Source organism: Acetobacter lovaniensis (genome assembly GCF_014207635.1).
GTDB classification, from domain to species: Bacteria; Pseudomonadota; Alphaproteobacteria; order Acetobacterales; family Acetobacteraceae; genus Acetobacter; species Acetobacter lovaniensis.
Map to the genome: position 1 here is coordinate 25148 of NZ_JACHIE010000009.1, position 19543 is coordinate 44690.

At 56.8% G+C, this 19543-nt stretch carries 18 protein-coding genes and 1 pseudogene; 13 read left to right on the forward strand and 6 right to left on the reverse strand.

The genetic code is table 11. The annotated features are described in order from the left end of the window. Window positions 1-350: 350 nt before the first annotated feature. Window positions 351-623 (reverse strand): metal-sensitive transcriptional regulator, encoded by a 273-nt coding sequence (locus tag HNR55_RS10660; protein ID WP_007284529.1) that lies wholly within the window; start codon window positions 621-623, stop codon window positions 351-353. Between the two features lie 43 nt (window positions 624-666). Here HNR55_RS10660 and HNR55_RS10665 point away from each other — a divergent pair, with 43 nt between their 5' ends. The 4 genes and pseudogenes from HNR55_RS10665 (at window position 667) to tnpC (ending at window position 5826) form a co-directional block, all read left to right on the forward strand. Then, the gene (locus HNR55_RS10665) at window positions 667-3093 is read left to right on the forward strand and encodes a heavy metal translocating P-type ATPase (protein WP_077813805.1); all 2427 of its coding nucleotides are present in this window, start codon (window positions 667-669) and stop codon (window positions 3091-3093) included. A gap of 293 nt (window positions 3094-3386) precedes the next feature. Further along, window positions 3387-3827, forward strand: a complete 441-nt coding sequence (gene tnpA / locus HNR55_RS10670) for an IS66-like element accessory protein TnpA (RefSeq protein WP_010515588.1) — start codon at window positions 3387-3389, stop codon at window positions 3825-3827. Continuing rightward, the gene (gene tnpB, locus HNR55_RS10675; RefSeq protein ID WP_010515587.1) at window positions 3824-4171 is read left to right on the forward strand and encodes an IS66 family insertion sequence element accessory protein TnpB; all 348 of its coding nucleotides are present in this window, start codon (window positions 3824-3826) and stop codon (window positions 4169-4171) included. Before tnpA ends, tnpB begins: the two co-directional genes overlap by 4 nt. A gap of 65 nt (window positions 4172-4236) precedes the next feature. Next, window positions 4237-5826, forward strand: a pseudogene (gene tnpC, locus HNR55_RS10680) (IS66 family transposase). A 258-nt stretch (window positions 5827-6084) separates the two neighbouring features. Here tnpC and HNR55_RS10685 read toward each other — a convergent pair. Continuing rightward, the gene (locus HNR55_RS10685) at window positions 6085-6531 is read right to left on the reverse strand and encodes a helix-turn-helix domain-containing protein (protein ID WP_029329636.1); all 447 of its coding nucleotides are present in this window, start codon (window positions 6529-6531) and stop codon (window positions 6085-6087) included. Window positions 6532-6637: 106 nt separating this feature from the next. Further along, window positions 6638-7897, reverse strand: a complete 1260-nt coding sequence (locus tag HNR55_RS10690) for a tyrosine-type recombinase/integrase (protein ID WP_166115207.1) — start codon at window positions 7895-7897, stop codon at window positions 6638-6640. A gap of 1323 nt (window positions 7898-9220) precedes the next feature. Here HNR55_RS10690 and HNR55_RS10695 point away from each other — a divergent pair. Then, window positions 9221-10555 (forward strand): tyrosine-type recombinase/integrase, encoded by a 1335-nt coding sequence (locus HNR55_RS10695; protein ID WP_166115210.1) that lies wholly within the window; start codon window positions 9221-9223, stop codon window positions 10553-10555. A gap of 1 nt (window position 10556) precedes the next feature. Here HNR55_RS10695 and HNR55_RS10700 read toward each other — a convergent pair whose 3' ends face one another. From HNR55_RS10700 to HNR55_RS10710, 3 genes are read right to left on the reverse strand one after another with little or no spacing between them, the layout of a single operon-like run. After that, window positions 10557-11597, reverse strand: a complete 1041-nt coding sequence (locus tag HNR55_RS10700) for a virulence RhuM family protein (protein ID WP_166115213.1) — start codon at window positions 11595-11597, stop codon at window positions 10557-10559. Window positions 11598-11639: 42 nt separating this feature from the next. Then, window positions 11640-12767, reverse strand: coding sequence for a DUF4236 domain-containing protein (locus HNR55_RS10705; protein ID WP_166115216.1), 1128 nt, complete (start codon window positions 12765-12767; stop codon window positions 11640-11642). A 10-nt stretch (window positions 12768-12777) separates the two neighbouring features. After that, entirely contained in the window at window positions 12778-13026 is a 249-nt protein-coding gene (locus tag HNR55_RS10710) for a helix-turn-helix domain-containing protein (protein ID WP_337250296.1), read from the reverse strand. Between the two features lie 144 nt (window positions 13027-13170). Between HNR55_RS10710 and HNR55_RS10715 the strand changes: the two genes are divergently transcribed. The 8 genes from HNR55_RS10715 to HNR55_RS10755 all read left to right on the forward strand — a co-directional run bounded on the left by HNR55_RS10715 (window position 13171) and on the right by HNR55_RS10755 (window position 19371). Beyond that, window positions 13171-13416, forward strand: coding sequence for a hypothetical protein (locus HNR55_RS10715; protein WP_166115219.1), 246 nt, complete (start codon window positions 13171-13173; stop codon window positions 13414-13416). Further along, the gene (locus HNR55_RS10720; protein WP_166115222.1) at window positions 13413-13859 is read left to right on the forward strand and encodes a hypothetical protein; all 447 of its coding nucleotides are present in this window, start codon (window positions 13413-13415) and stop codon (window positions 13857-13859) included. Before HNR55_RS10715 ends, HNR55_RS10720 begins: the two co-directional genes overlap by 4 nt. Then, entirely contained in the window at window positions 13856-14284 is a 429-nt protein-coding gene (locus HNR55_RS10725) for a hypothetical protein (protein WP_166115225.1), read from the forward strand. Before HNR55_RS10720 ends, HNR55_RS10725 begins: the two co-directional genes overlap by 4 nt. Window positions 14285-14448: 164 nt before the next feature. Further along, on the forward strand, window positions 14449-15120 hold the full coding sequence (locus HNR55_RS10735) for a hypothetical protein (RefSeq protein ID WP_184382691.1): 672 nt from the start codon (window positions 14449-14451) through the stop codon (window positions 15118-15120). 371 nt (window positions 15121-15491) lie between these two features. Then, window positions 15492-15755, forward strand: coding sequence for a DNA-binding protein (locus HNR55_RS10740; protein ID WP_242005557.1), 264 nt, complete (start codon window positions 15492-15494; stop codon window positions 15753-15755). Further along, window positions 15752-16426 (forward strand): hypothetical protein, encoded by a 675-nt coding sequence (locus HNR55_RS10745; protein ID WP_166115231.1) that lies wholly within the window; start codon window positions 15752-15754, stop codon window positions 16424-16426. The genes HNR55_RS10740 and HNR55_RS10745 overlap by 4 nt, the downstream gene beginning before the upstream one ends. Beyond that, a complete protein-coding gene (locus tag HNR55_RS10750; protein ID WP_166115234.1) occupies window positions 16413-17474 on the forward strand; it encodes a DUF7146 domain-containing protein in 1062 nt (353 codons plus the stop codon). The genes HNR55_RS10745 and HNR55_RS10750 overlap by 14 nt, the downstream gene beginning before the upstream one ends. A gap of 4 nt (window positions 17475-17478) precedes the next feature. After that, complete coding sequence (locus HNR55_RS10755) at window positions 17479-19371, forward strand: DUF927 domain-containing protein (RefSeq protein WP_184382684.1); 1893 nt, start codon at window positions 17479-17481, stop codon at window positions 19369-19371. Window positions 19372-19543 lie beyond the last annotated feature (172 nt).

Consider the following 19543-nt stretch of genomic DNA (forward strand, 5'->3'; position numbering starts at 1 on the left):
TGAGCGAGACAAGCCGAAAGGTGCCGTAACACCTGAGTAATCAAACGCCCTGGTCACGGAGGGCGGCATCAGCCAATTGGCGACGCAGGCACCCTGGGCGCAGCAATCGCCGCAATGATGACATGGATGATGGTCGTGGCACGGTTCATGATTGCAATGTGCGGTCGTCGTATCCGCACGGGATGGCATCTGCATCCCTGGCATGTCGGCCATCGGCTGGGTAACCACAGCAACTGTAGAGGGCAACGTGGCGGCATGACCCGGCATGACGGATGCCAGCATCAGCCCCACCTGCAGAAGCAGGCAGGCCAGCAACCGTCCCAACCGTATCGCGCCGATCTCTTGCACGTCTACCCCGTCATCTTGCTGACCGTTTCGATCAGTTCCCCGATTTTTTCCTGACGCTCCACCGGATCGCCGGATTCGATCGCCTCTACAACGCAGCCCGCGATATGTTCGCGCAGAACAAGCCCCTCGAGCCGATGCAACGCCGCCTTGGCGGCCCGAAGCTGAAGCAGAACATCCACGCAATAGCGGTCTTCGTCCACCATTTTCTGGATGCCACGCACCTGACCTTCGACCCGTTTCAGGCCCTGCGAAATCTTTACCCGTGACTGCCTCATTGCACTATACCCTACAGGGGCATACCTTGAAGTGCAAGCGATTATGGCATACTTCGACGCCGCGGCTGGCGGCCACAAGCAAGGGGGCTTCATGACGAACGACAATACAGCAGCTTGCGCGTCCCATCTCCATGGAGAGGGTCCCACCCCGGCAGCGACCGGAGTTGACGCGCACCTGGTCAAGGATCCTGTGTGTGGCATGACGGTCGATCCCGCGACGGCGACGCATCATGCCGACCATGATGGCCGGACCTGGTATTTTTGCAGCGCGCACTGCCAGACAAAGTTCGAGGCCGCCCCCTGTCATTACCTGCACAAGGCGGACACGACGCCCATCAAGCCTCAGCCCAGGCGGGCCGGGATGATCTGGACCTGCCCGATGCACCCCCAGATCCGACAGGATCACCCCGGCTCCTGCCCCATCTGCGGCATGGCGCTGGAACCGGAGGAGCCATCCGACGCCGACATGCCCAACCCGGAACTCGTGGATTTCAGCCGGCGCCTGTGGGGAGCGAGCATATTGGCGGTCCCGCTCGTCGTCATCGCCATGGCGGCGGATATGGGAGGGCTGGCATTTTTCGATGGCGGCCTGACGAACTGGATTCAGTTGGCGCTTACGGCACCAATCGTGCTGTGGGCCGGCTGGCCGTTCCTCGAACGCGGCTGGATGTCTCTCCGCACCCGGCATCTGAACATGTTTACGTTGATCATGCTGGGCGTCGGCGCGGGCTTTCTCTACAGCATCGCCGCGACAGTAGCCCCTGGCCTGTTCCCTGCTGCCTTCCGCATGCATGACGGGTCGGTCCCGGTCTATTACGAAGCCGCAGGTGTTATCGTGGCCCTGGTGTTGGCCGGGCAGGTCCTGGAACTGCGCGCCCGCGCCCGTACCAGTCGCGCCATTCGCGCCCTGCTGGATCTCGCACCGAAAATCGCACACCGGGTCGGCGCGCAGGATCGCGAGGACGACGTACCGCTGGCCCAGATCGTGCCCGGCAATCGGCTCCGCATCCGGCCGGGGGAAAGCATCCCGGTGGACGGCACCGTCATGGACGGGCGCTCCAGCGTGGACGAAGCCATGCTGACAGGAGAGCCAGCACCTGTCGCCAAGGGCCCGGGTGACAAGGTGACGGGCGGAACCATCAACGGCACCGGCAGCCTGCTGATGACGGCCGAGGCCGTCGGCTCGGACACAATGCTGGCCCGGATCGTCAGCATGGTAGCGGCCGCCCAGCGTACGCGCGCACCGATCCAGGCGGTGGCGGACCGGGTCTCCGGCTGGTTCGTGCCGCTGGTCGTGCTTGTGTCCCTGCTGACCTTCGTTGTCTGGCTTCTGGTCGGTCCGCAACCGCGCTTCGGACACGCACTGCTGAACGCCATTGCGGTCCTGGTGATCGCCTGTCCGTGCGCGCTGGGCCTGGCCACTCCGATGTCGATCATGGTCGGCATGGGACGCGGGGCGCGAGCTGGCGTGCTGGTTCGCAACGCCGAGGCCCTGCAGGCACTGGATACGGTCGATACGCTGGTGATCGACAAGACCGGCACCGTAACGGAAGGCAAGCCCCGGCTGATCGCGACCGAAACATCAGGTGCATGGGATTCCAGCATCGTCCTGCGACTGGCGGCATCACTGGAAACACAATCCGAGCATCCGCTGGCCCAGGCGCTGGTCGCCGCGATGACGGAGCAGGGCCTTCAGGCCGCGCCGGTCGGGGATTTCGCGTCTCAGACCGGCCTGGGCGTGACCGGCACCGTGGACGGGCATGCCGTCGTCGTCGGAAACCAGGCCCAGATGCGGCAGCAGGGCATCGATGCGTCGGCATTGATCCCTGTCGCGGACACCCACCGGGCGGAGGGCGCGGGCGTCATGTTCGTCGGCATCGACGGACAGGCCGCTGGGTTGCTGGTCGTGGCCGATCCGCTGAAGACCGACGCGAAGGAGACCATCGCGGCACTGCACGCAGCCGGCATGCGGATCGTGATGCTGACGGGTGACAATGCCCGGACTGCGGAAGTCGTGGCCCGGCAGGCGGGAATCGACGAGGTACATGCCGACCTCAAACCCGAGGATAAGGCCGCGATCATTCGTGACATGCAACAGAAGGGAGCCCGTGTCGCCATGGCGGGCGACGGCGTCAACGACGCGCCGGCCCTGGCCACCGCCGATATCGGAATCGCCATGGGCACAGGCACCGATGTCGCCATCGAAAGCGCCGGGATGACACTGGCACAAGGCAGCCTCGCCGGACTGGTACGCGCCCGCCGCCTGGCACAGGCGACGATGCGCAACATCCGGCAGAATCTGGCATTTTCTTTCCTGTTCAATGGGATCGGCATCCCACTTGCCGCAGGCGTACTGTATCCCGTCTTTGGCCTTACGCTGTCGCCCATGTTCGCGGGAGGCGCGATGGCCCTGTCATCCCTGGCCGTCGTGACAAACGCACTGCGGCTCAATGCCCTGAGACTTCGGTGAAAGCAGATTGCCTATTTCGTTCAGAAGGCAATGCCTATCCGGGGCCCGCTTGCAGAGGTCGACCAGGAAGACATCCGGTGACTGCTGCGCCAAGCTATGCTCTCTTAATTCGGCAACAGGAAAGTCGTCTAGGTTCCATGTGACGATTATCGGCGCGTCTGCCTCGATCGCGGTCGCGGCGACGGGACGGTCATCAGGATCGAGCAACGTATATGGTCGGAATTGCTGTTCGTAAGTAAGCTTCCGGTGTGAGACGCCTTGTGGATTTTATGGTGTGGTGATGTGTTCTGTTCATGACAGAGCGATCAGAACAGAATGATGCTTGTGTCGCAGCGACATTCGCTGCGACACAAGCATCGCGAGCCCTTCATCCGGTTATTGAAATTGTTGGCGAACGGCGCCGGGCCTATGATGACGCGTTCAGACGTCGGGTTGTGCTGGCTTCTTATGAAACTGGTCAGTCAGTCCGTGCTGTTGCGCGCCAGTTTGGTGTCCACGTCAGCGTCGTTTACCGATGGCGTCAGAGACTGGATTTCGTAAACCCGTCTGCGAAAGAGCAGCTTTCTTTTGTGCCGGTTCATATGACATCCCCTGTTGAAGGGCTGGGAGGAGACCAGTCCTGCGGGAGTGGACATGAAGCCAGCATTCTTTTTCCTGGTGGCGAGAAGCTGATGGTTGACAGCCGGATCGCGATTGAAGATCTGAGGAAACTCCTTCAGGTTTTACGCTCATGATCCCTCTTCCCTCTGGTCTGAAGATATGGCTGGCGGCAGGTGCGACAGACATGCGCCTTGGCATGCCCGGTCTGGCGCTGAGGGTTCAACAGTTTCTGGGGAGAGACCCCTATGCTGGTGATGTTTTTGTCTTTCGTGGCCGACGCGGCGATCTGGTGAAACTGATCTGGCATGACGGGATTGGAGTGTCCCTCTATGCAAAACGGATTGAACGTGGGTATTTCATCTGGCCCTCGGCAAAGGACGGGGCCATCCATCTGAGTGCGTCACAATTAAGTTGTCTGCTCGAAGGGATCGACTGGCGTAATCCGCAGAAAACATGGCGACCTGAACTGGCGGGGTAACAAAAAGGGGATCGTGATCCATAGTCCTGTACCCTTTTGAACGGTTTTGTGCTGAACTGTTTTTCATGACGGGAAGCATGGATGACATAACGGCCTTACGTGCGGCACTTGCCGCCGCCGAGACGCGTGCCCGTGCTGCCGAAACCCGGGCCACAGACGCTGAAGCCCGAGCAGTCAGCGCTGAAGCGCAGATTACCCATCTTAAACATCTTATTGCACGGATGCGTCAGGACCGCTTCGGGACGTCATCGGAACGGGGACGGCGCCTGCTGGACCAGCTGGAACTTGAGCTGGAGGAGCTGGAAACAACGCAAGCCGAAGACACGTTCGAAAATGCGGCGGACCTCGCTGTCCGTGCAACAGCACCGCGGAATAACCGGGGGCGGCAGCCCTTACCCGCCGACCTGCCACGCGAACGGATGGTTCTTCCTGCGCCAACACAGTGTCCGTGCTGTGGCGGGATGCGCCTGAGCAAACTGGGCGAAAGTATCACTGAGACGCTGGAAGTGATCCCACGCCAGTTCAAAGTCATCCAGACGGTGCGGGAGAAGTTCACCTGTCGGGATTGCGAGAGCATTACCCAGCCACCAGCGCCTTTCTACCCGATCTCACGGGGGCGTGCAGGGCCAGAACTGCTGGCGGGCATTCTGTGCGACAAGTATCTCCAGCATCTGCCGCTGAACAGGCAGAGTGATGCCTTTGCACGCGAAGGGATTGATCTCGACACGTCAACGTTAGCCGACTGGGTGGGAGCCTGCACAGCGACCCTGGCCCCTCTGAACGCGCTGATCCGGGTCCATGTGCTGGCAGCTGGTCGTCTGCATGCGGATGACACCACCGTGCCCGTGCTGGCGAAGGGCCGAACACGCACCGGTCGATTGTGGAATTATGTGCGCGACGATCACCCCTTTGGAGGCACAGCACCGCCAGCCGTGTGGTTCCGTTATTCACGGGACCGCAAGGGCGAACATCCTGTCGATCATCTTTCGGGCTGGACGGGGATCGTGCAATCCGATGCCTATGCCGGATATAACGCTCTGACAAAACCGGGCCGTCAGCCTGCACCTGTCGTGTCTGCAGGATGCTGGGCGCACGGACGAAGGGGGCTGTTCAAAATCGCGGAGAAGGACAAGGCCCCGCTGGCGATAGAGGCAGTGCGCCGCATCGACGCCATCTTCGAGGCTGAACGTGTGATAAACGGCACCCCAGACCAGCATCGGCTCGCGGTCCGTCAGGAAAGCAGTGCTCCCATGGTAGAGGACCTGTTCATGTGGATGCGTGACACGTGCCAACGCATGTCATCAAAAAATCCCATTGCACAGGCCATGAGCTATTTTCTCAGACGACCTGATATGTTCACACGGTTTCTACATGATGGGCGCATCTGTCTCACAAATAACGCCGCAGAGCGTGCGCTCCGTGGGATAGCCCTCGGCAGAAAAGCCTGGTTATTCGCCGGGTCAGACCGGGGCGGAGAACGCGCTGCCGCCATGTATTCCCTGATCGTCACCGCCCGTCTGAACCTTGTCGATCCCAAAGCATGACTCGCAGATGTCCTCGCCCGTATCAACGATATGCCAAATCCACGCCTCCATGAACTCCTGCCATGGCACTGGAAAACCCTTCACCACAGCAATAATACCATCAAAGCCTGATTACGCCCGCGGCTCTCTCCGGATGCTTACGTTCGTAACCGGTTACTGTCGCCTTCGGCAGCGCGGCGTTCATGAGTTGCTTCGTAGTCGCCAAGCGTTCGGCCGAAAGGTCCGGCGTGTTGGCCAGAAGGTTTCGTATCCACTCGTCATGAATCGCGTCGGTCCACCGCGCATCGACCGTCCGCCGCCGCCTGGACGACGATGTTCCTAAGGTGAAACGGGTAGAGGATACAGGCGTCGTAGATTGCGACAACGGGACTAAATGCCATAATGGAGATGGAGATTCTCGGAGTCGGCGGCCAAATCCTCCATGGCCTTCTGCCGAACATCGAGTTCCGTATTCAACGCCAGCACGTCCTTGAGCGACGCGCGGCGGTGCTTGCCGATATAGCGGAACGGAAGGTCGCCGCGATCCATCCGCAGTACGACGAGCGGTCGGGAGATACCGAGGATGGTGGACGCCTCGGTGGGGCTTAATTCCTGATCTTCCGAAAGGACCGCCACCCGCTCGCCGTTGAGCAGGTGGTCGATCAATGCCTCGACGGCACTGGCTGCCGCCGGCGGCAAGGACATGGTCTGATCCTGCCCGTTCCGGCGCCGGACATGCAACTCGAAACGATCGCCTTCTACCAGCTTCGGCAGAGGGGCGACCTTCTTGCGGTCCTGGTCGGACAGACCGGCGAACGTGACGACGTGGCTTGCCACGACGGGTTCTCCTACGCATCCAGTCGCGTGCGCCCTTAACTGCAATAACTGAAACCGGTCGGCGAGGTATTCCGGCCGCAAGTGGTCTTTGGTCCCCCCGATGCCGTCACGCTGCCAGCCCCTCAGCCCGGCCCGCCTTCTTCGCTCCATCCAACAGCAAAGCGATCTTGTCGCAGGTGCGGCTAACGGCCAACTTCAGGGCTTCGTCGATATGCACGTAGCCTTGGGTCACGCTTTGCGCGGCGTGGCCGAGAAGCGCCCTGATCGTTAATTCGGAGAAGCCGAGATCACCTGCGACGCTGCCGAAGGTGTGCCGCAGAGTATGTGGCGTGACATCCTCGATGCCGACCGAAGCGCAGAGTCTCTCAAGGCAGGCTTTCGCCGCTGTATAATGTCCTTCACTGATATCGGACGGGAAGACATATGGCGACTCCTTACGGATCGGCTGGTTCTGAAGAACCTGCATTGCGGCCGGTCCGATGGCTCGAATCTGGGCGCCGCTCTTGGTGTCGGCGAAGTCGATATAGCCGCCCTCGGGACGAACCCATGCGCGCCGCATCCCTTGCGCTTCGGAAATTCGGAAGCCGGTCAGTAGCAGGAAGCGTACGATTGCTAGTGCGATCGGGTTTTCACCGTTACGCTCAGCATGTCGCATGGCGTCGCCGAGCTTCCCAATTTCGAGGATATTCAGCCTCCGCTGCTTTTTCTTTCCCGCAAGCCGTCGCGCGCCTTGGCAGGGATGAGTAGCAATCTTATCAAGGCGCGCAGCGTGACCGAGGATACTTTGCAGAGTCGAAACCGCTCGCGAGGCAACACCTGGGCCGCCCGTCGTGGCGCCGCCTCGCTTGGTGCTGCGGGGCTTGGCCGTCTTGCCGGCCACAATGTCGGCCTGCATTCCCTCTATATCAACCACTTTCAGCGAGCGAACGAGCCTCTTGCCGAGAAGCGGTTTGACGTGTGTCTCGATTCGGCTCTTATCCATCGCGAGCGTCGAGGCTTTGATCGGCCGGTTCCGACGTCCGATGATCCGCCCGGCCGCAGCTTCTTGGAGATACCAGTCGCAAAGGGCGGCGACCGTGATTGCCTTATGCACCTCGACCTCTGCTGCCGGGTCTTTTCCGTGAGCGAGCAGGCCCAGCTTGATCTTCGCAAGATCACGGGCTTGTTCGACGGAGATGGCTCCGAATCGACCAAGCGCAATGCGACGGCTGCGATCGTCGGCATTGCGATATTGCAAGATAAAGGTCTTCAAGCCAGAGGGAATGATTCTGGCACCGAATCCTCGCAACTCGCTGTCCCAAAGGAACGCTTGCCCTTGCTTTGGAGCCTTCAGGGCATCGACAGCCCGTTTCGTCAATTTCGCCATGGGGCTTCCCCGTCACCGTGCTTCCTGCTTACATTATCGGGGGTAGCGACAGAATGTAAGCATTTTGTAAGCAGATGGTCGAAAACCGGAGCAAATCCGAGCGCATTACGGAGTAGGAGATTTCATGTAATATGTTGTTTTATAGTAAATTATGGGAGTCAGGCGCACCCCGGCGTATGGTTCTGCCAATTTTGCCAAGGTTGGGGTCGTGGGTTCGAATCCCATCGCCCGCTCCAGATTTTCCTGAAAAATTCTGGAGCTTGGATGAATACCAAAAATGTTCATTCTACCGCATTGTTTCCCTTCCCTACGATATTCATAAATACTGCAATTATCCACCGCGTTTCGTGTGCCGGATAGCATTGCCTTTATCTTCGGTTAGCACGTCTTGTGCAGTCATTGGGCATATCCTCGTAGACTGCCTGACGTAGCCACCTTTGTGGGCACATAGCGCCATTCTCCATACACGTTATGGCTGCGCATGAACCCGCCTATAAAAGAACGGGGCTTACAGTCATCCAGCCAGCTTTCCCTTGCATTTTGCACGGCTTTTTTCTGCTTAATTCGCCATCCTAAAAAACATGACCACACGGAGGGTGCGTGACCTCAGGCTGACAGAACTTCTTCCTTGGTAAAAACCTGCCCCATTCTTCCTCACAATGCAGCCAACACGGAACCAAAACGGGTTCTGGCGGCATATCTATACCCGATGCACATATGGCCATTTGTGGCATAGAGCCACAAAAACAGACAGATTTTTGGGAAAGAAAGGGGAAAAGCCCTCAGCCCTGACTGGGAACACTCCAACGACGAAACGAAACTCACATCAGGTCAGCTTGAAAAACAGTTTCAAATGATTCCGAATGGACTCCGGTAGGCTGGACTAATTTTCCAGCCTGACATCTGAACCACCAAAATTTAGGGAAATTTGGTGGGTGCACAAGGACTCGAACCTTGGACCCGCTGATTAAGAGACACAGACCCCGAGATACCGTTAAGACGCAGGGAACCGCAAGGAGACGAAAAAACGGCTGTTTTTGGCGGGTCTATAAAAAGCGATGATGCAGGGTGACGCAACGAACCGCACGGATTACCTTTTCAAATGACTCCGGATTGACTCCGGAAAACGGCATCAGCGGGTGCAGGAGGGGGACAGGTGCCAAAAATTCGGGCCGGGTTACACCAGATACGGTGTAATAGGTGTATCAGGTGTAACACTCATATATATTATATTGATTTTATTGGGTTTTTTGGCTCTCAGACTGCTACACCTCTCCATTCCGTGAGGTGTAGCAGGTGTGACAGATGCACCGGAGGGGCCGCATGAAGCTGACAAAATCGGAAATAGACGCCCTCACCTGCCCGCCGGATAAGCGGGACGTGATGTTTACCGATAGTGAGGTGAAAGGCTTTGCCGTGCGGGTAAACGCCACCGGCACCAAGACTTTCCTGTTCAACTACCGCTTTGCTGGTAAGCCTAAACGGCTGGTGCTGGGGCAGTATGGAGCCTTAACACTGGCACAGGCCCGTAAACTGGCCGAGGCGGCACGGGGCCGCGTTATGGCGGGCGGAGACCCTGCTGGCGATAAAAAGGCACAGGTGCAGGAGTATCAGGCGCAGGTGGCCGAACAGGCCGCACAAGCTGCCGCCAATGCCTTAACGCTGGATGTGCTGATAGACCGCTGGCTTGCCGGGGCATTGCGTGACCGGGCTGCCAGCTACCGGCGCGATGCTCCACAGCGCATACGCTACGCCCTGCCCCACCGGCTTGACCGTTCAGCCCACACCATTACGCAAGCGGAGGTGCAGGCCCGGTTGGATGAAATAGCTGAGGACCACCCGACCACATCCCGCCGACTCCATGCCTATGGCCGGGCCATGTATGGCTGGGCAGTCAAACGCGGGCTGGTGCCAGACAACCCGTTCTCTGCCGCGATTGTGGAAGGCCGCGAAGTCTCCCGCGACCGGGTATTGTCCGATGCGGAACTGGGAGAGTTCTGGCGGGCTTCCGGCCTACTGCCTTACCCGTTTGGCCCGTTCTTTCGCCTGCTGGCGTTAACCCTCCAGCGCAGGAATGAGGTGGCGGGGATGCAATGGAGCGAGATAGCCCCCGACCTTTCAACCTGGACCATTCCGGCCGAGCGGGCCAAGAACGGCAAAGCCCATATTGTCCACCTATCCGAACCGGCCCGGCATGTGCTGGCAGGGCTACACCGGCAGACCGACCCAAAGACCGGGACCATATCCCCCTTGGTGTTTACCTGCACAGGCAGAACGCCCATTTCCGGCTTCTCGGCTGCCGTGGCACGGCTGGAAGCCCTGATTATGCGCGAACGGGCCGAGCAGGCCAGCAGTGGGCAAAAAAAGCGGGAAAAAAGCCCCTCCACCCTGCAAGCTACGATGGGGTGGAGATTGCATGACCTCCGCCGCACGGGTGTGACCGTAATGGCCCGGTTAGGGATTGGCCCCCATGTGGCCGATAGAGTGCAGAACCATACGGAAGGCGCCATTAAAGGCGTTGCAGCCGTTTACCAGCGCCATGAGTTCCTGACGGAGCGGGCGGCGGCGCTGGATGCGTGGGCTGGGCATGTGCTGAGTGTGGCTTCCAGTCTGGGAATCGAACCCACGGCAGGGAATGTAGTACAGCTTAAAAGGTAATCTAATCGCTCTTAGGCTTACGGGAACGACGAGTCTGCCGTGTTTTCTGCTCGATTTCTCCCAGAGCCGCACTCACATCAATGTCAGGCTCGCTTTCTGCCAGTTTGCGGGCGGCTTCCTTACGGGCGGCATCAAACTCTGCATAGCGCCTGTGGGCAATCGTATCGGCGCTCATTTTAGACCTGTTCCCGGCCCCATGGAGAACAGGCAGTTCGTTGCTTGCCAGAAAACGGTCAAGAATCCCTTCCCATTCAGCCAGCTTGATTGTGAGCCGCCGCCTTGCACGTAAATCGGCTGTATCAAGGAACATGCTTACGATCTGATTAAGCTCGCGAATTTCAAGGTCACCCAAATAGTTCTTGGCAACCGTCACATCATCCTTCCGGACGCGGCCATGCTTCCATGCTGTCAGCCCCATGTTGGGAGCGGTAGCACTGGAACGCTCAATGATAAGCTCTGCCGCTGTATGGGTGGTTACGGCATAAAGCATTTTGTTCTGGATGGTGGCATAGAACGCGAGTGCGGCACGGCTGCTAGGCTCGTAATCATCACTAAGGGCAAGAATGTCCCGCACCTTCCGATAAAACTGAGCCTCCGAAGCACGAATAGCTTGGATGCGCTCAAGCAACTCATCAAAATAATCAAACTCTGGGTCTTTCAGGCGTTCATCATCCATGACAAACCCTTTGACCAGATACTCTTTTAAAACTCCGTTTGCCCAACGGCGGAACTGGGTCCCCCGAGGTGAACGGACCCGGTAGCCAACGGCAAGAATAATATCTAAATTATAGTATTGAATTTGACGTTCTACGCTGCGCTCACCCTCAACTTGAACTGTCAAGGATTCCTTGATTGTTCCTTCTGGCGTCACCTCACCTTCTACCAATAGATTTTTAATATGTAGGCTTATGTTCTGCTTAGTTGTGTCAAATAGTTCTGCCATTTCAATTTGATTGAGCCAGACTGTTCCCCTTGCAGCTTTTAACTGGATGATAGCTAATCCATCTTCAGTATTATAAAGAATAATCTCGCCATTGTTCATATCCCCTCTCCTTTCTCAACCTTTCAACCAAGGCATCAGGCCTTACTCTGTCATCTCAACAATTCCAGACATTGCCGGAGCATCTATTGTTGGCAAACGAAGGGGTTGAATCGAATTAATGAATGAAGTCGCCACACCACTCTTAGAAAACTCGACCAACTCATTAAGCCCACTTTCACTTCTTAACTGTAAAGCCTCATAAAGGCAGATTGGAATGCGAGGATTAACTTTGAAACGACGATCTGGTCCCCCGCTTTTGTTAGGGTGTTTCCATGTATGCCCAACCACTTTGGCATCGCTCGGTATCTTTCCTTCTTCAATGAAACGGCTATCTTGGGACCGCAATTGTAAATCGGAATACCCAACTGCCCCAATTTTGATCCCATCATCCACAAGCGCTACATCTGGCAGAAAATAAATAATCTGCTTCCCTACGTGCAAAGCAGGCGGAATAATGTTGCTCTTAACCTCTCGCGGCAAAGCATATTTCAACTTAGTCGGTTTTTTGCGAATAATATAAGAAGCTCCAGCATTACGCTTCCAAGTAGTTATATCTGTAACAGCCCCTCCTGCCTCAATATGCCATTTGCCTCTAGCCGCAATTAAACTATCAAATGCTGCTGTCATGTCACCGAAAGACGACTGGACGCTACCTTCTAGATCATAAAATAAAACTGTTGTGCGGCGATATGAATCGAGCCAGCGGCCTATACCCCACAAAAGAGGGCTCAACATAAATAAAAAAACAAACCCAACATCTACCGTGAAAGCTCCAACAATTGAAACGGCCAATGTCCACCAAAAAAACATCGGGGCAAAGTGCATTTGCTTACGTTTAGTGTTCATATCGTCCAAAATATCTTGGTATGCTTCATTACGCATTTCCAAAACATCTCCAGATTCCACTTCAATCATCTGGACATTTTCTACCGCGACAAATTCTGTTTTTGGAGGCTCAACATCTTTACAGACACGCTTAACATGTTTTTCTCCTGCCCTGCCTATCGAAGCCCGATAGTAAATGCCTCCTCTGCCAGCATGAACGTAGTGCCCTTTTGGTCCGGTTCCTATTCGAAGGCCTCGAACCCCCACAGAAACGCCGATACCACCTTTTGAAAAATTAAAACGAAATGGACCCGCTTTTACTGATTTTTTAAGGTAAATTGGCATAATTTGATCCTTAAATTTTAAGAATTTCAACTATTCTTTTCAATTTCAACCTAACCCCGGCCCCTCCGCCGTTTTCAGGAATGAACTCGACCCCGGCGGCTTCTAGTGCAGAGCGGATAGCTTCTACTGTGCTGGCTTTTAGTTCTTCGCCTCGTTCAAGGCGGGCAATGGTATCAGGAGAAACACCTGCTTCTTTAGCAAGGTCTCGTACTCCCCAGCCAATAGCTACACGGGCCATTTTACATTGAACAGCTAACAAAATCCGAACCCTGATACGATTTTTCCATTGCAGATTTATCGTAACTGTGTTCGGATAATAGGGCAATGCACTTTGCGGCCAAATGGGGAGCTTGGACCCTCCCACACTTGGCCTGACCACAACCGCTCGTATCAGGAGACGGTAATGGCTAACCACGCCTATACCATGCCCAGCAAATGCTTGGCAGTGCTTACCCTTGCTCGCCTGCATGGCGATGCTCTGGCCGCCATTGGCGCGGCTGGCCTTTGTATGCTGGCTCTGGCAGGCTTTCTGCACCCCGAACACCTGCAAGCCCCCTCCGGCCAACAGGCACACTACACGCAGCCCCAACACAAACCCGCCAAGCTTTACATGGCCTGCCTGCTCCCCAGTCCGGAGGTGGCAGAATGAACCAGATGCAGACTGCCCCCACGGGCCTGTCCCGCCGTGGTGCTCTTGCCTCCGTATTGGCTGCCACAGTGGCCGCCATGCCCGTCATGGCCTGTGCCACTACCACCAATGCGGATAGCGCCGCTCTGGCCCTCTGTGCTGCGTTCTGGCAGGTGCACGGGCGCATTAGGGCAATGGATACAGACCCGGAGTTACCCTACGGCTCGCCAGAGCAAAAACGGTTTGAGGCGGATCTAGCCAAGCTGTGCGGGCAGGAAGTGGATATTCTAAGCCAGCTTGCCAACACCCCAGCCCACACCACGGCAGGCCAGCAGGGCAAGGCAGCCATCCTGCGGGCAATCCTCCCCACTGCCTTTGCAGACTTTGACCTTGGCATAGAATGTGAGGAAATCCGGCTGGTTATGAGCCTGCTGGATGATCTGGCCGGAGGGCTGGCAGCATGAGCAAGCCACACCCCACACAAACCGGCCTATCCCGCCGCACAGCACTGGCCGGGGTTCTGGCCCTTGCCGGTAGTGCTGCCCCCGCTCTGGCCGCCTCTGCCACGCCAGATGATGCGGAATTGCTACGGGTGGTTCAGGCCGGGCTGGAGGCCGATGCAACTTTTTGCCAGCTATCCGAGGCATGGAGCCATACAGTTGACATACCGCCGCATGTGGAAGCTCAGGAACTCACGCTAGCAGATGCCCTGTCCGATAAATGGGATGAGGCCGGGAGCCTGCAAGCCCATACGTTGTCTGGGCTACAGGCCAAAGCCCGGTTGGCCCTTACCGCCATGCCCCTTAACCGCAACGGCACAGTCAGCCCCGGCGCTCCGGAATACCTTGCGTGGTCGCTCTGCCGTGACCTGCTGAGGGTGGCAGCATGATAGCCATGCAACAGCCCTCCGCTGGTTCCCTATTGCCAATTCCCGTTTTGTTCCCCATCGTGGAGCCAAGTGCGGCTAGGTTTGGCCGCCGAACGCCTGCCCCCCATGACAGGCCCGCCGCGCTCCCTTCCTATACTCATGGGGGTAACCGGCGTGGGGCGGTTGTGACAAAGTTAAGCGATTTTTGCGCGAAAAAGAGTGTGCCTGAAACAAAGGATGGGCATGGTTCTCTTTCCCTAGAATCAGGTGCACCTCTTACCCCTGATAAGGAAGAAAGAAAGCCCACAGCAGAAAAAGAACCTACAGATGAAATAAGCTTGTGGTTGTCGGAAGCTGTTAAAAACAAAAAGAATGACACTGAGTTTCCACTGGTAACAGCTTTTCGGGAACATTTTGGACTAAAAAACTTAGAACTGATGAAAGCTCTATGTGCTTTTGGAACAGAAAAATACGCTGAAGAGCTATTGGAAAATCGTTACAAAAGAAACTCCGGAAAACCATATGATAGCAACCGGTTCCGGCCTCTATTCTGCAAACTTAAATCTGATATAGAACAAAAATTACGGTCTGGAGATCTAATTGCTACAGCCATAGACAATGGCATGTATAGTTTGGATGAACGAGAGGAGTTATCGAAAGAATTTTGGAACTTACACAATGTAAGCGGCTATCCGATTGGTCATTATCATTCTCCATTCGAAAAGATCACACCACCTTGGCGTGATATTCAAATTTCCATGTCTGATACTCCCCAAAAGAACAATGTCTCATTAAATTCCAAAAATCAGAAAGAATTAGTTAAAAACAAAGGTGGAAGACCTTCAAAACATGATTAGGCACAAATATCTGCTATTTTTTATTACTATATGATAGAAAATGGTGAGCCTGATTTAAATATGTATGGTGAACAAGCCCGCGCAGTAGAGTTTATACAAAAGGCTCTTTCCGCGTTGAATGTAATGGAAGCAAGCGACAGTGATTTGCGGGCATGGATTAAAGATACCAGCGCCATGGCATCACGTCTCAAAAAGCTAGGGATAACTACCGAAAACTAGGTTTTCGGCAATCTCGGCAGATTGTTCACCGGAAATACAGTTCCATCCCTTCACGCACCGAGCGGCTAACACATACCGCAATGTGCCTGTGAAACGGGGAGTTTTTCGTAATGCCGACAATGGCACCAATTCAGAATGACAAGGCAAGACAGATGGGCACGGTTGCTCATTTTCCTGCACACCACCACAAGGAAGTCATAGCGCCGCTGGTGGTTTCAGAGGCTAAGGCCGCCGCAATGGTTGGCCTTGCTCCACGCACCTTACAGAGCAAACGGCTGGACGGCTCTGGCCCGGTTTTCGTGCAGCTCACAAAGCGCCGTATTGGCTATTCCGTTCAAGCCCTCCGCGAATGGGTTGCCAACCGCTCTGTTAGCTCCACAGCAGACGCCACCACACGCTTTGGAGGTGTGGCATGACTGACGCCTATGATCTGGACGACACTCTTCAAGGCACAGATTTTGAAGATACCTCCACCGTGCTGTGGAAAGGCGATACGCCTGAAGGCAAACCGGGTCTGCTGCTCAACCTTCTTTATTTCTTCTGGAAAATTGACTGGCACCAGCACAACACATTGGTGCGGCCTGACACAGCCTACCTTGTGACTGAGAATAGCCGTTTCTTCTCGCCCCCACCTTCGGAGGGCGTCATTCATGGCCTTATGCACGCATGGTTGCACCTAAGCAAAGTGACCATCGCTAACCAAAGCTATGAGGAATTGTGTGCAGGCAGCCAAACGGAGGGAGCAAAAGAACGCTTCATTCCACTGGCGCCTGCCCTCCGCTGGTTCTGGATGGGTCTTGAAAACGACGACCGCGCCATAGAGGCCAGAAAGTGGCTCACTGCTATTGGGTGGGAGAAAATCGTCAAGGACGCGGCGGCTCGGGATAAAGCAACACGCGCAATTCTTGCCGGGCAGGCAGAAGGCCATACCTTCTCGATTGAGGAAATGCCTGAATATACCCGCGCACGAAAGGCAGCAGAGTCCCGCTTTGAAGCAGACATGCAGACTTGGATGCGTGGTGGAGCCATTGGCCCGATACCTGCCCTAAAAGACTATCCACCAGAGGTGCAACATGCGGCGGCCTAGTGCTTCCGAACTGGCCCGGCTTCTGGCCGCTCGTATTCAGCAACTCGTCACCGAGTTGCTGCCTGCGGGACAGCGCGATGGGCATGAATGGCGCTGTGGGTCGCTGGCGGGCGAAAAAGGGCAATCTTTGGCTGTGCACCTTAGCGGGCAACGTGCAGGCGTGTGGTGTGATTTTAGCTCTGGCGAACGCGGTGACAGTCTTGATCTTGTCGCCTCTGTTCTGTTCAATGGTGACAGGCGCTCCGCAATGGCATGGGCCAACACATGGCTGGGGCTGGCGAACAACGCGCCACTAGCCCCCGTCCAGCGCCCTCCGGTTCAAGAAAAACTGAATAGTCCTGAACTGGACAAGGAAGCACAGCAGCGCAGAGCCAAGGCCCGGCGGCTGTGGCAGGATGCAACGCCCGGCATTGCGGGCACTCCAGTTGAACACTACCTGCAAGGCCGTGGCATAGACCTGCGCTTGCTTGGCCGTGCGCCGGGTGCGCTGCGCTTCCATCCCGCCGTGTGGTGTGCGGAGGTGCAGCGCCCGTTGCCTGCCATGCTGGGCGCTATCTGTGGACCAACGGGTAAGATGGTTGCGGTGCACCGCACATGGCTGGCACAGGCACCCTCCGGCGCATGGGGCAAAGCTGAACTGGCAAACGCTAAAAAGGTGCTGGGCAGTTTTGCAGGTGGGTGCATCCGCCTATGGCGTGGTGCCTCTGGTGCAGCCCTTGGCATGGCTCCGGATGGTGATGTGACCATTCTGGCGGAGGGCATAGAAACAGCCCTGAGTTGTGCCATTGCCTGCCCGGAATACCGTGTTCTGGCCTCTGTCAGCCTAAGCAACATGGCTGCCGTCAAACTGCCTGACACCATTACCGAAATTATTGTGGCGGCTGATAACGATGCCGGAAATCCGGCTGCGCGTAAGGCGCTGAAAGCTGCCCTTTACCAATTTGCACAGCAGGGCCGCACGGTTCGGCTCGCCGTGCCAGAAATCGAACATGGAGACTGGAACGATGTCCTCCGAAACGAACCAGACACAGGCCGGAACAGGTCGTGAAGGTGTGCGGGCAGCTTTGTCGGGTGCCAAAGTTATCAAACTGAAAAGCGGTAAGGATAAAGACACCAAGAGCAAGCCCTCCGCTAGACGGACAGAAACAGAGGACGGGCGCTTTTTCTGTGACGCTCATGGCCTGTTCCGAAAAGCAGCAGACAGCACCAAAGCCGATATGAAACTGTCCGGCCCTATTGAAGCCATAGCCGAAACACGCGGGCCAGATGGCAAAGGTTGGGGCATCCTGCTGGGCTGGATTGACCGGGACGGACAACAGCATGAGCAAGCCTTTCCGCGTAGCCTGTTCAGTGGCGATTGTGGCGAACTGCGGAGCCAGCTTGCAGACGGCGGGCTTACGCTCTCATCCAGCCCCGCAGCCAAGGCCGCCTTTGCGGACTGGTTAAGCAGCATTTCCACACCAGAGCGGGCGCAGTCGGTCGGGCGCATTGGCTGGCACATGCTGCCGGCTGGCCGGGCCTATGTGCTGCCAGATGCCACCTACGGCAACATGGACGAACGGGTAGTGCTGCAAACAGCCGAGCCAGAAACGGATCTGTTTGGCATGTCTGGCACGATGGAAGAATGGCAGCAGCACATAGGTTTGCTGTGCCGGGGCAACAGTCGCCTTGTCCTGGCTGTTTCGAGTGCGTTCGCGGCACCATTGCTTGGCCTGCTGGGGCTGGATGGTGGTGGTATATCGCTTTTTGGTGCCAGCCGGGCTGGTAAATCCACAGCTTTGCTGGTTGCCTCCAGCGTATGCGGTGGCACGTCAGATGCCGGGGCCAAAGGCTATGCCCGTTCTTGGCGCTCTACCTCCAACGGACTGGAAAGCGTTGCACTGGCAAGTTGTGACGCCCTGCTACCGCTGGACGAAATAGGCCAGCTAGACCCACGAGAAATTGGCGATGTGGCCTACATGTTGAGCAACGGACAAGGCAAGGTCCGTGCCAGCCGCACCGGCTCTGCGCGGGCAGTTGCGCGCTGGCGGGTGCTATTCCTGTCAACGGGCGAAAAAACACTTTCCGATGTAAACTCCGAGGCAGGCCGGGCCACCAAAGCAGGCATGGAGGTGCGCTACTGTGACGTGCCAGCCGATGCAGGGGCCGGTATGGGCCTGTTTGAGAACACGCACCATCTGGATAGCGCTGGAGAGTTTGCGGATTATCTGGGCAATGCCTGCGGGCAGTTTTACGGCGCACCCTTTCGGGCCTTTCTGGAACGTCTGACCGCCCTCATGGCGGAGAAAGGCATACGCCCGCTACGGGAACGCCTTCTGGAGCGTCTGGAAGCCATAGCAACAGGATACCTGCAAAACTGGCCCCGCGCCTCCGGACAGGTGCGTTCAGTTGCCCGGCGCTTTGCCATGATTGCTGTGGGCGGCGAACTGGCAACCACCTTTGGCCTGACCGGCTGGGATGCAGATACGGCAGACGCTCTGGTCGGTCTCTGCTTTGGTGACTGGTTACGGGCGCGTGGCACCTCCGGCCGGAGGGAAGACGAACAGGCCGTGCAGCAGCTCCGCGACTTCATTGCCCGCAATGGTGCGTCCCGCTTTCAGGATTGGGTGGACAGAACGGCAGAAGAACTCCCCCAGTCATGGGATGAGGGCAAACCACCACCAGAGAGATACCGCACACAGAACCAAGCAGGCTGGAGACGCTGGGCCAAAACGCAAGAGGGGCAATGGGGCTGGGGTTACATGCTCACGTCCTCGGGGATGCGTGAAGCTCTGGCAGGCCTGAACCTGCGGGATGCTACCAAGGTGCTGGCCGAGCGTGGTGTGCTGATACCGGATAAAGAGGGCAAGTTCTCGCAATCTGTCCGCCCACCGGGGCAAGCTGGCAATATTCGGCTTTATGTGGTGGCAGGAAACATTCTGGCACTCTCTAGCGGCAATGAGTGAGCTATGGCCGGAGGGGGCGTGTCGGTCTCCCCTCCGGTCTATTTCCGCTCGGTATGCACCCACAGCATAACTTGCTGTGTCTCTTTGAAGTATACCCCATAGAGACAAATTTGTGAGACAGTGGGCTGGCGGTTTTCTGCGTCTCAAATGGGTTGATTTTTAATTTTGAGAC

Coding starts and splice junctions, on each gene's coding strand:
- HNR55_RS10725 (WP_166115225.1), top strand. CDS start 13,856: ATGAGCAAGCCACACCCCACACAAACCGGCCTATCCCGCCGCACAGCA.
- tnpB (WP_010515587.1), top strand. CDS start 3,824: ATGATCCCTCTTCCCTCTGGTCTGAAGATATGGCTGGCGGCAGGTGCG.
- tnpA (WP_010515588.1), top strand. CDS start 3,387: ATGACAGAGCGATCAGAACAGAATGATGCTTGTGTCGCAGCGACATTC.
- HNR55_RS10695 (WP_166115210.1), top strand. CDS start 9,221: ATGAAGCTGACAAAATCGGAAATAGACGCCCTCACCTGCCCGCCGGAT.
- HNR55_RS10660 (WP_007284529.1), bottom strand. CDS start 623: ATGAGGCAGTCACGGGTAAAGATTTCGCAGGGCCTGAAACGGGTCGAA.
- HNR55_RS10740 (WP_242005557.1), top strand. CDS start 15,492: ATGGGCACGGTTGCTCATTTTCCTGCACACCACCACAAGGAAGTCATA.
- HNR55_RS10720 (WP_166115222.1), top strand. CDS start 13,413: ATGAACCAGATGCAGACTGCCCCCACGGGCCTGTCCCGCCGTGGTGCT.
- HNR55_RS10745 (WP_166115231.1), top strand. CDS start 15,752: ATGACTGACGCCTATGATCTGGACGACACTCTTCAAGGCACAGATTTT.
- HNR55_RS10715 (WP_166115219.1), top strand. CDS start 13,171: ATGGCTAACCACGCCTATACCATGCCCAGCAAATGCTTGGCAGTGCTT.
- HNR55_RS10750 (WP_166115234.1), top strand. CDS start 16,413: ATGCGGCGGCCTAGTGCTTCCGAACTGGCCCGGCTTCTGGCCGCTCGT.
- HNR55_RS10700 (WP_166115213.1), bottom strand. CDS start 11,597: ATGAACAATGGCGAGATTATTCTTTATAATACTGAAGATGGATTAGCT.
- HNR55_RS10705 (WP_166115216.1), bottom strand. CDS start 12,767: ATGCCAATTTACCTTAAAAAATCAGTAAAAGCGGGTCCATTTCGTTTT.
- HNR55_RS10690 (WP_166115207.1), bottom strand. CDS start 7,897: ATGGCGAAATTGACGAAACGGGCTGTCGATGCCCTGAAGGCTCCAAAG.
- HNR55_RS10665 (WP_077813805.1), top strand. CDS start 667: ATGGCATACTTCGACGCCGCGGCTGGCGGCCACAAGCAAGGGGGCTTC.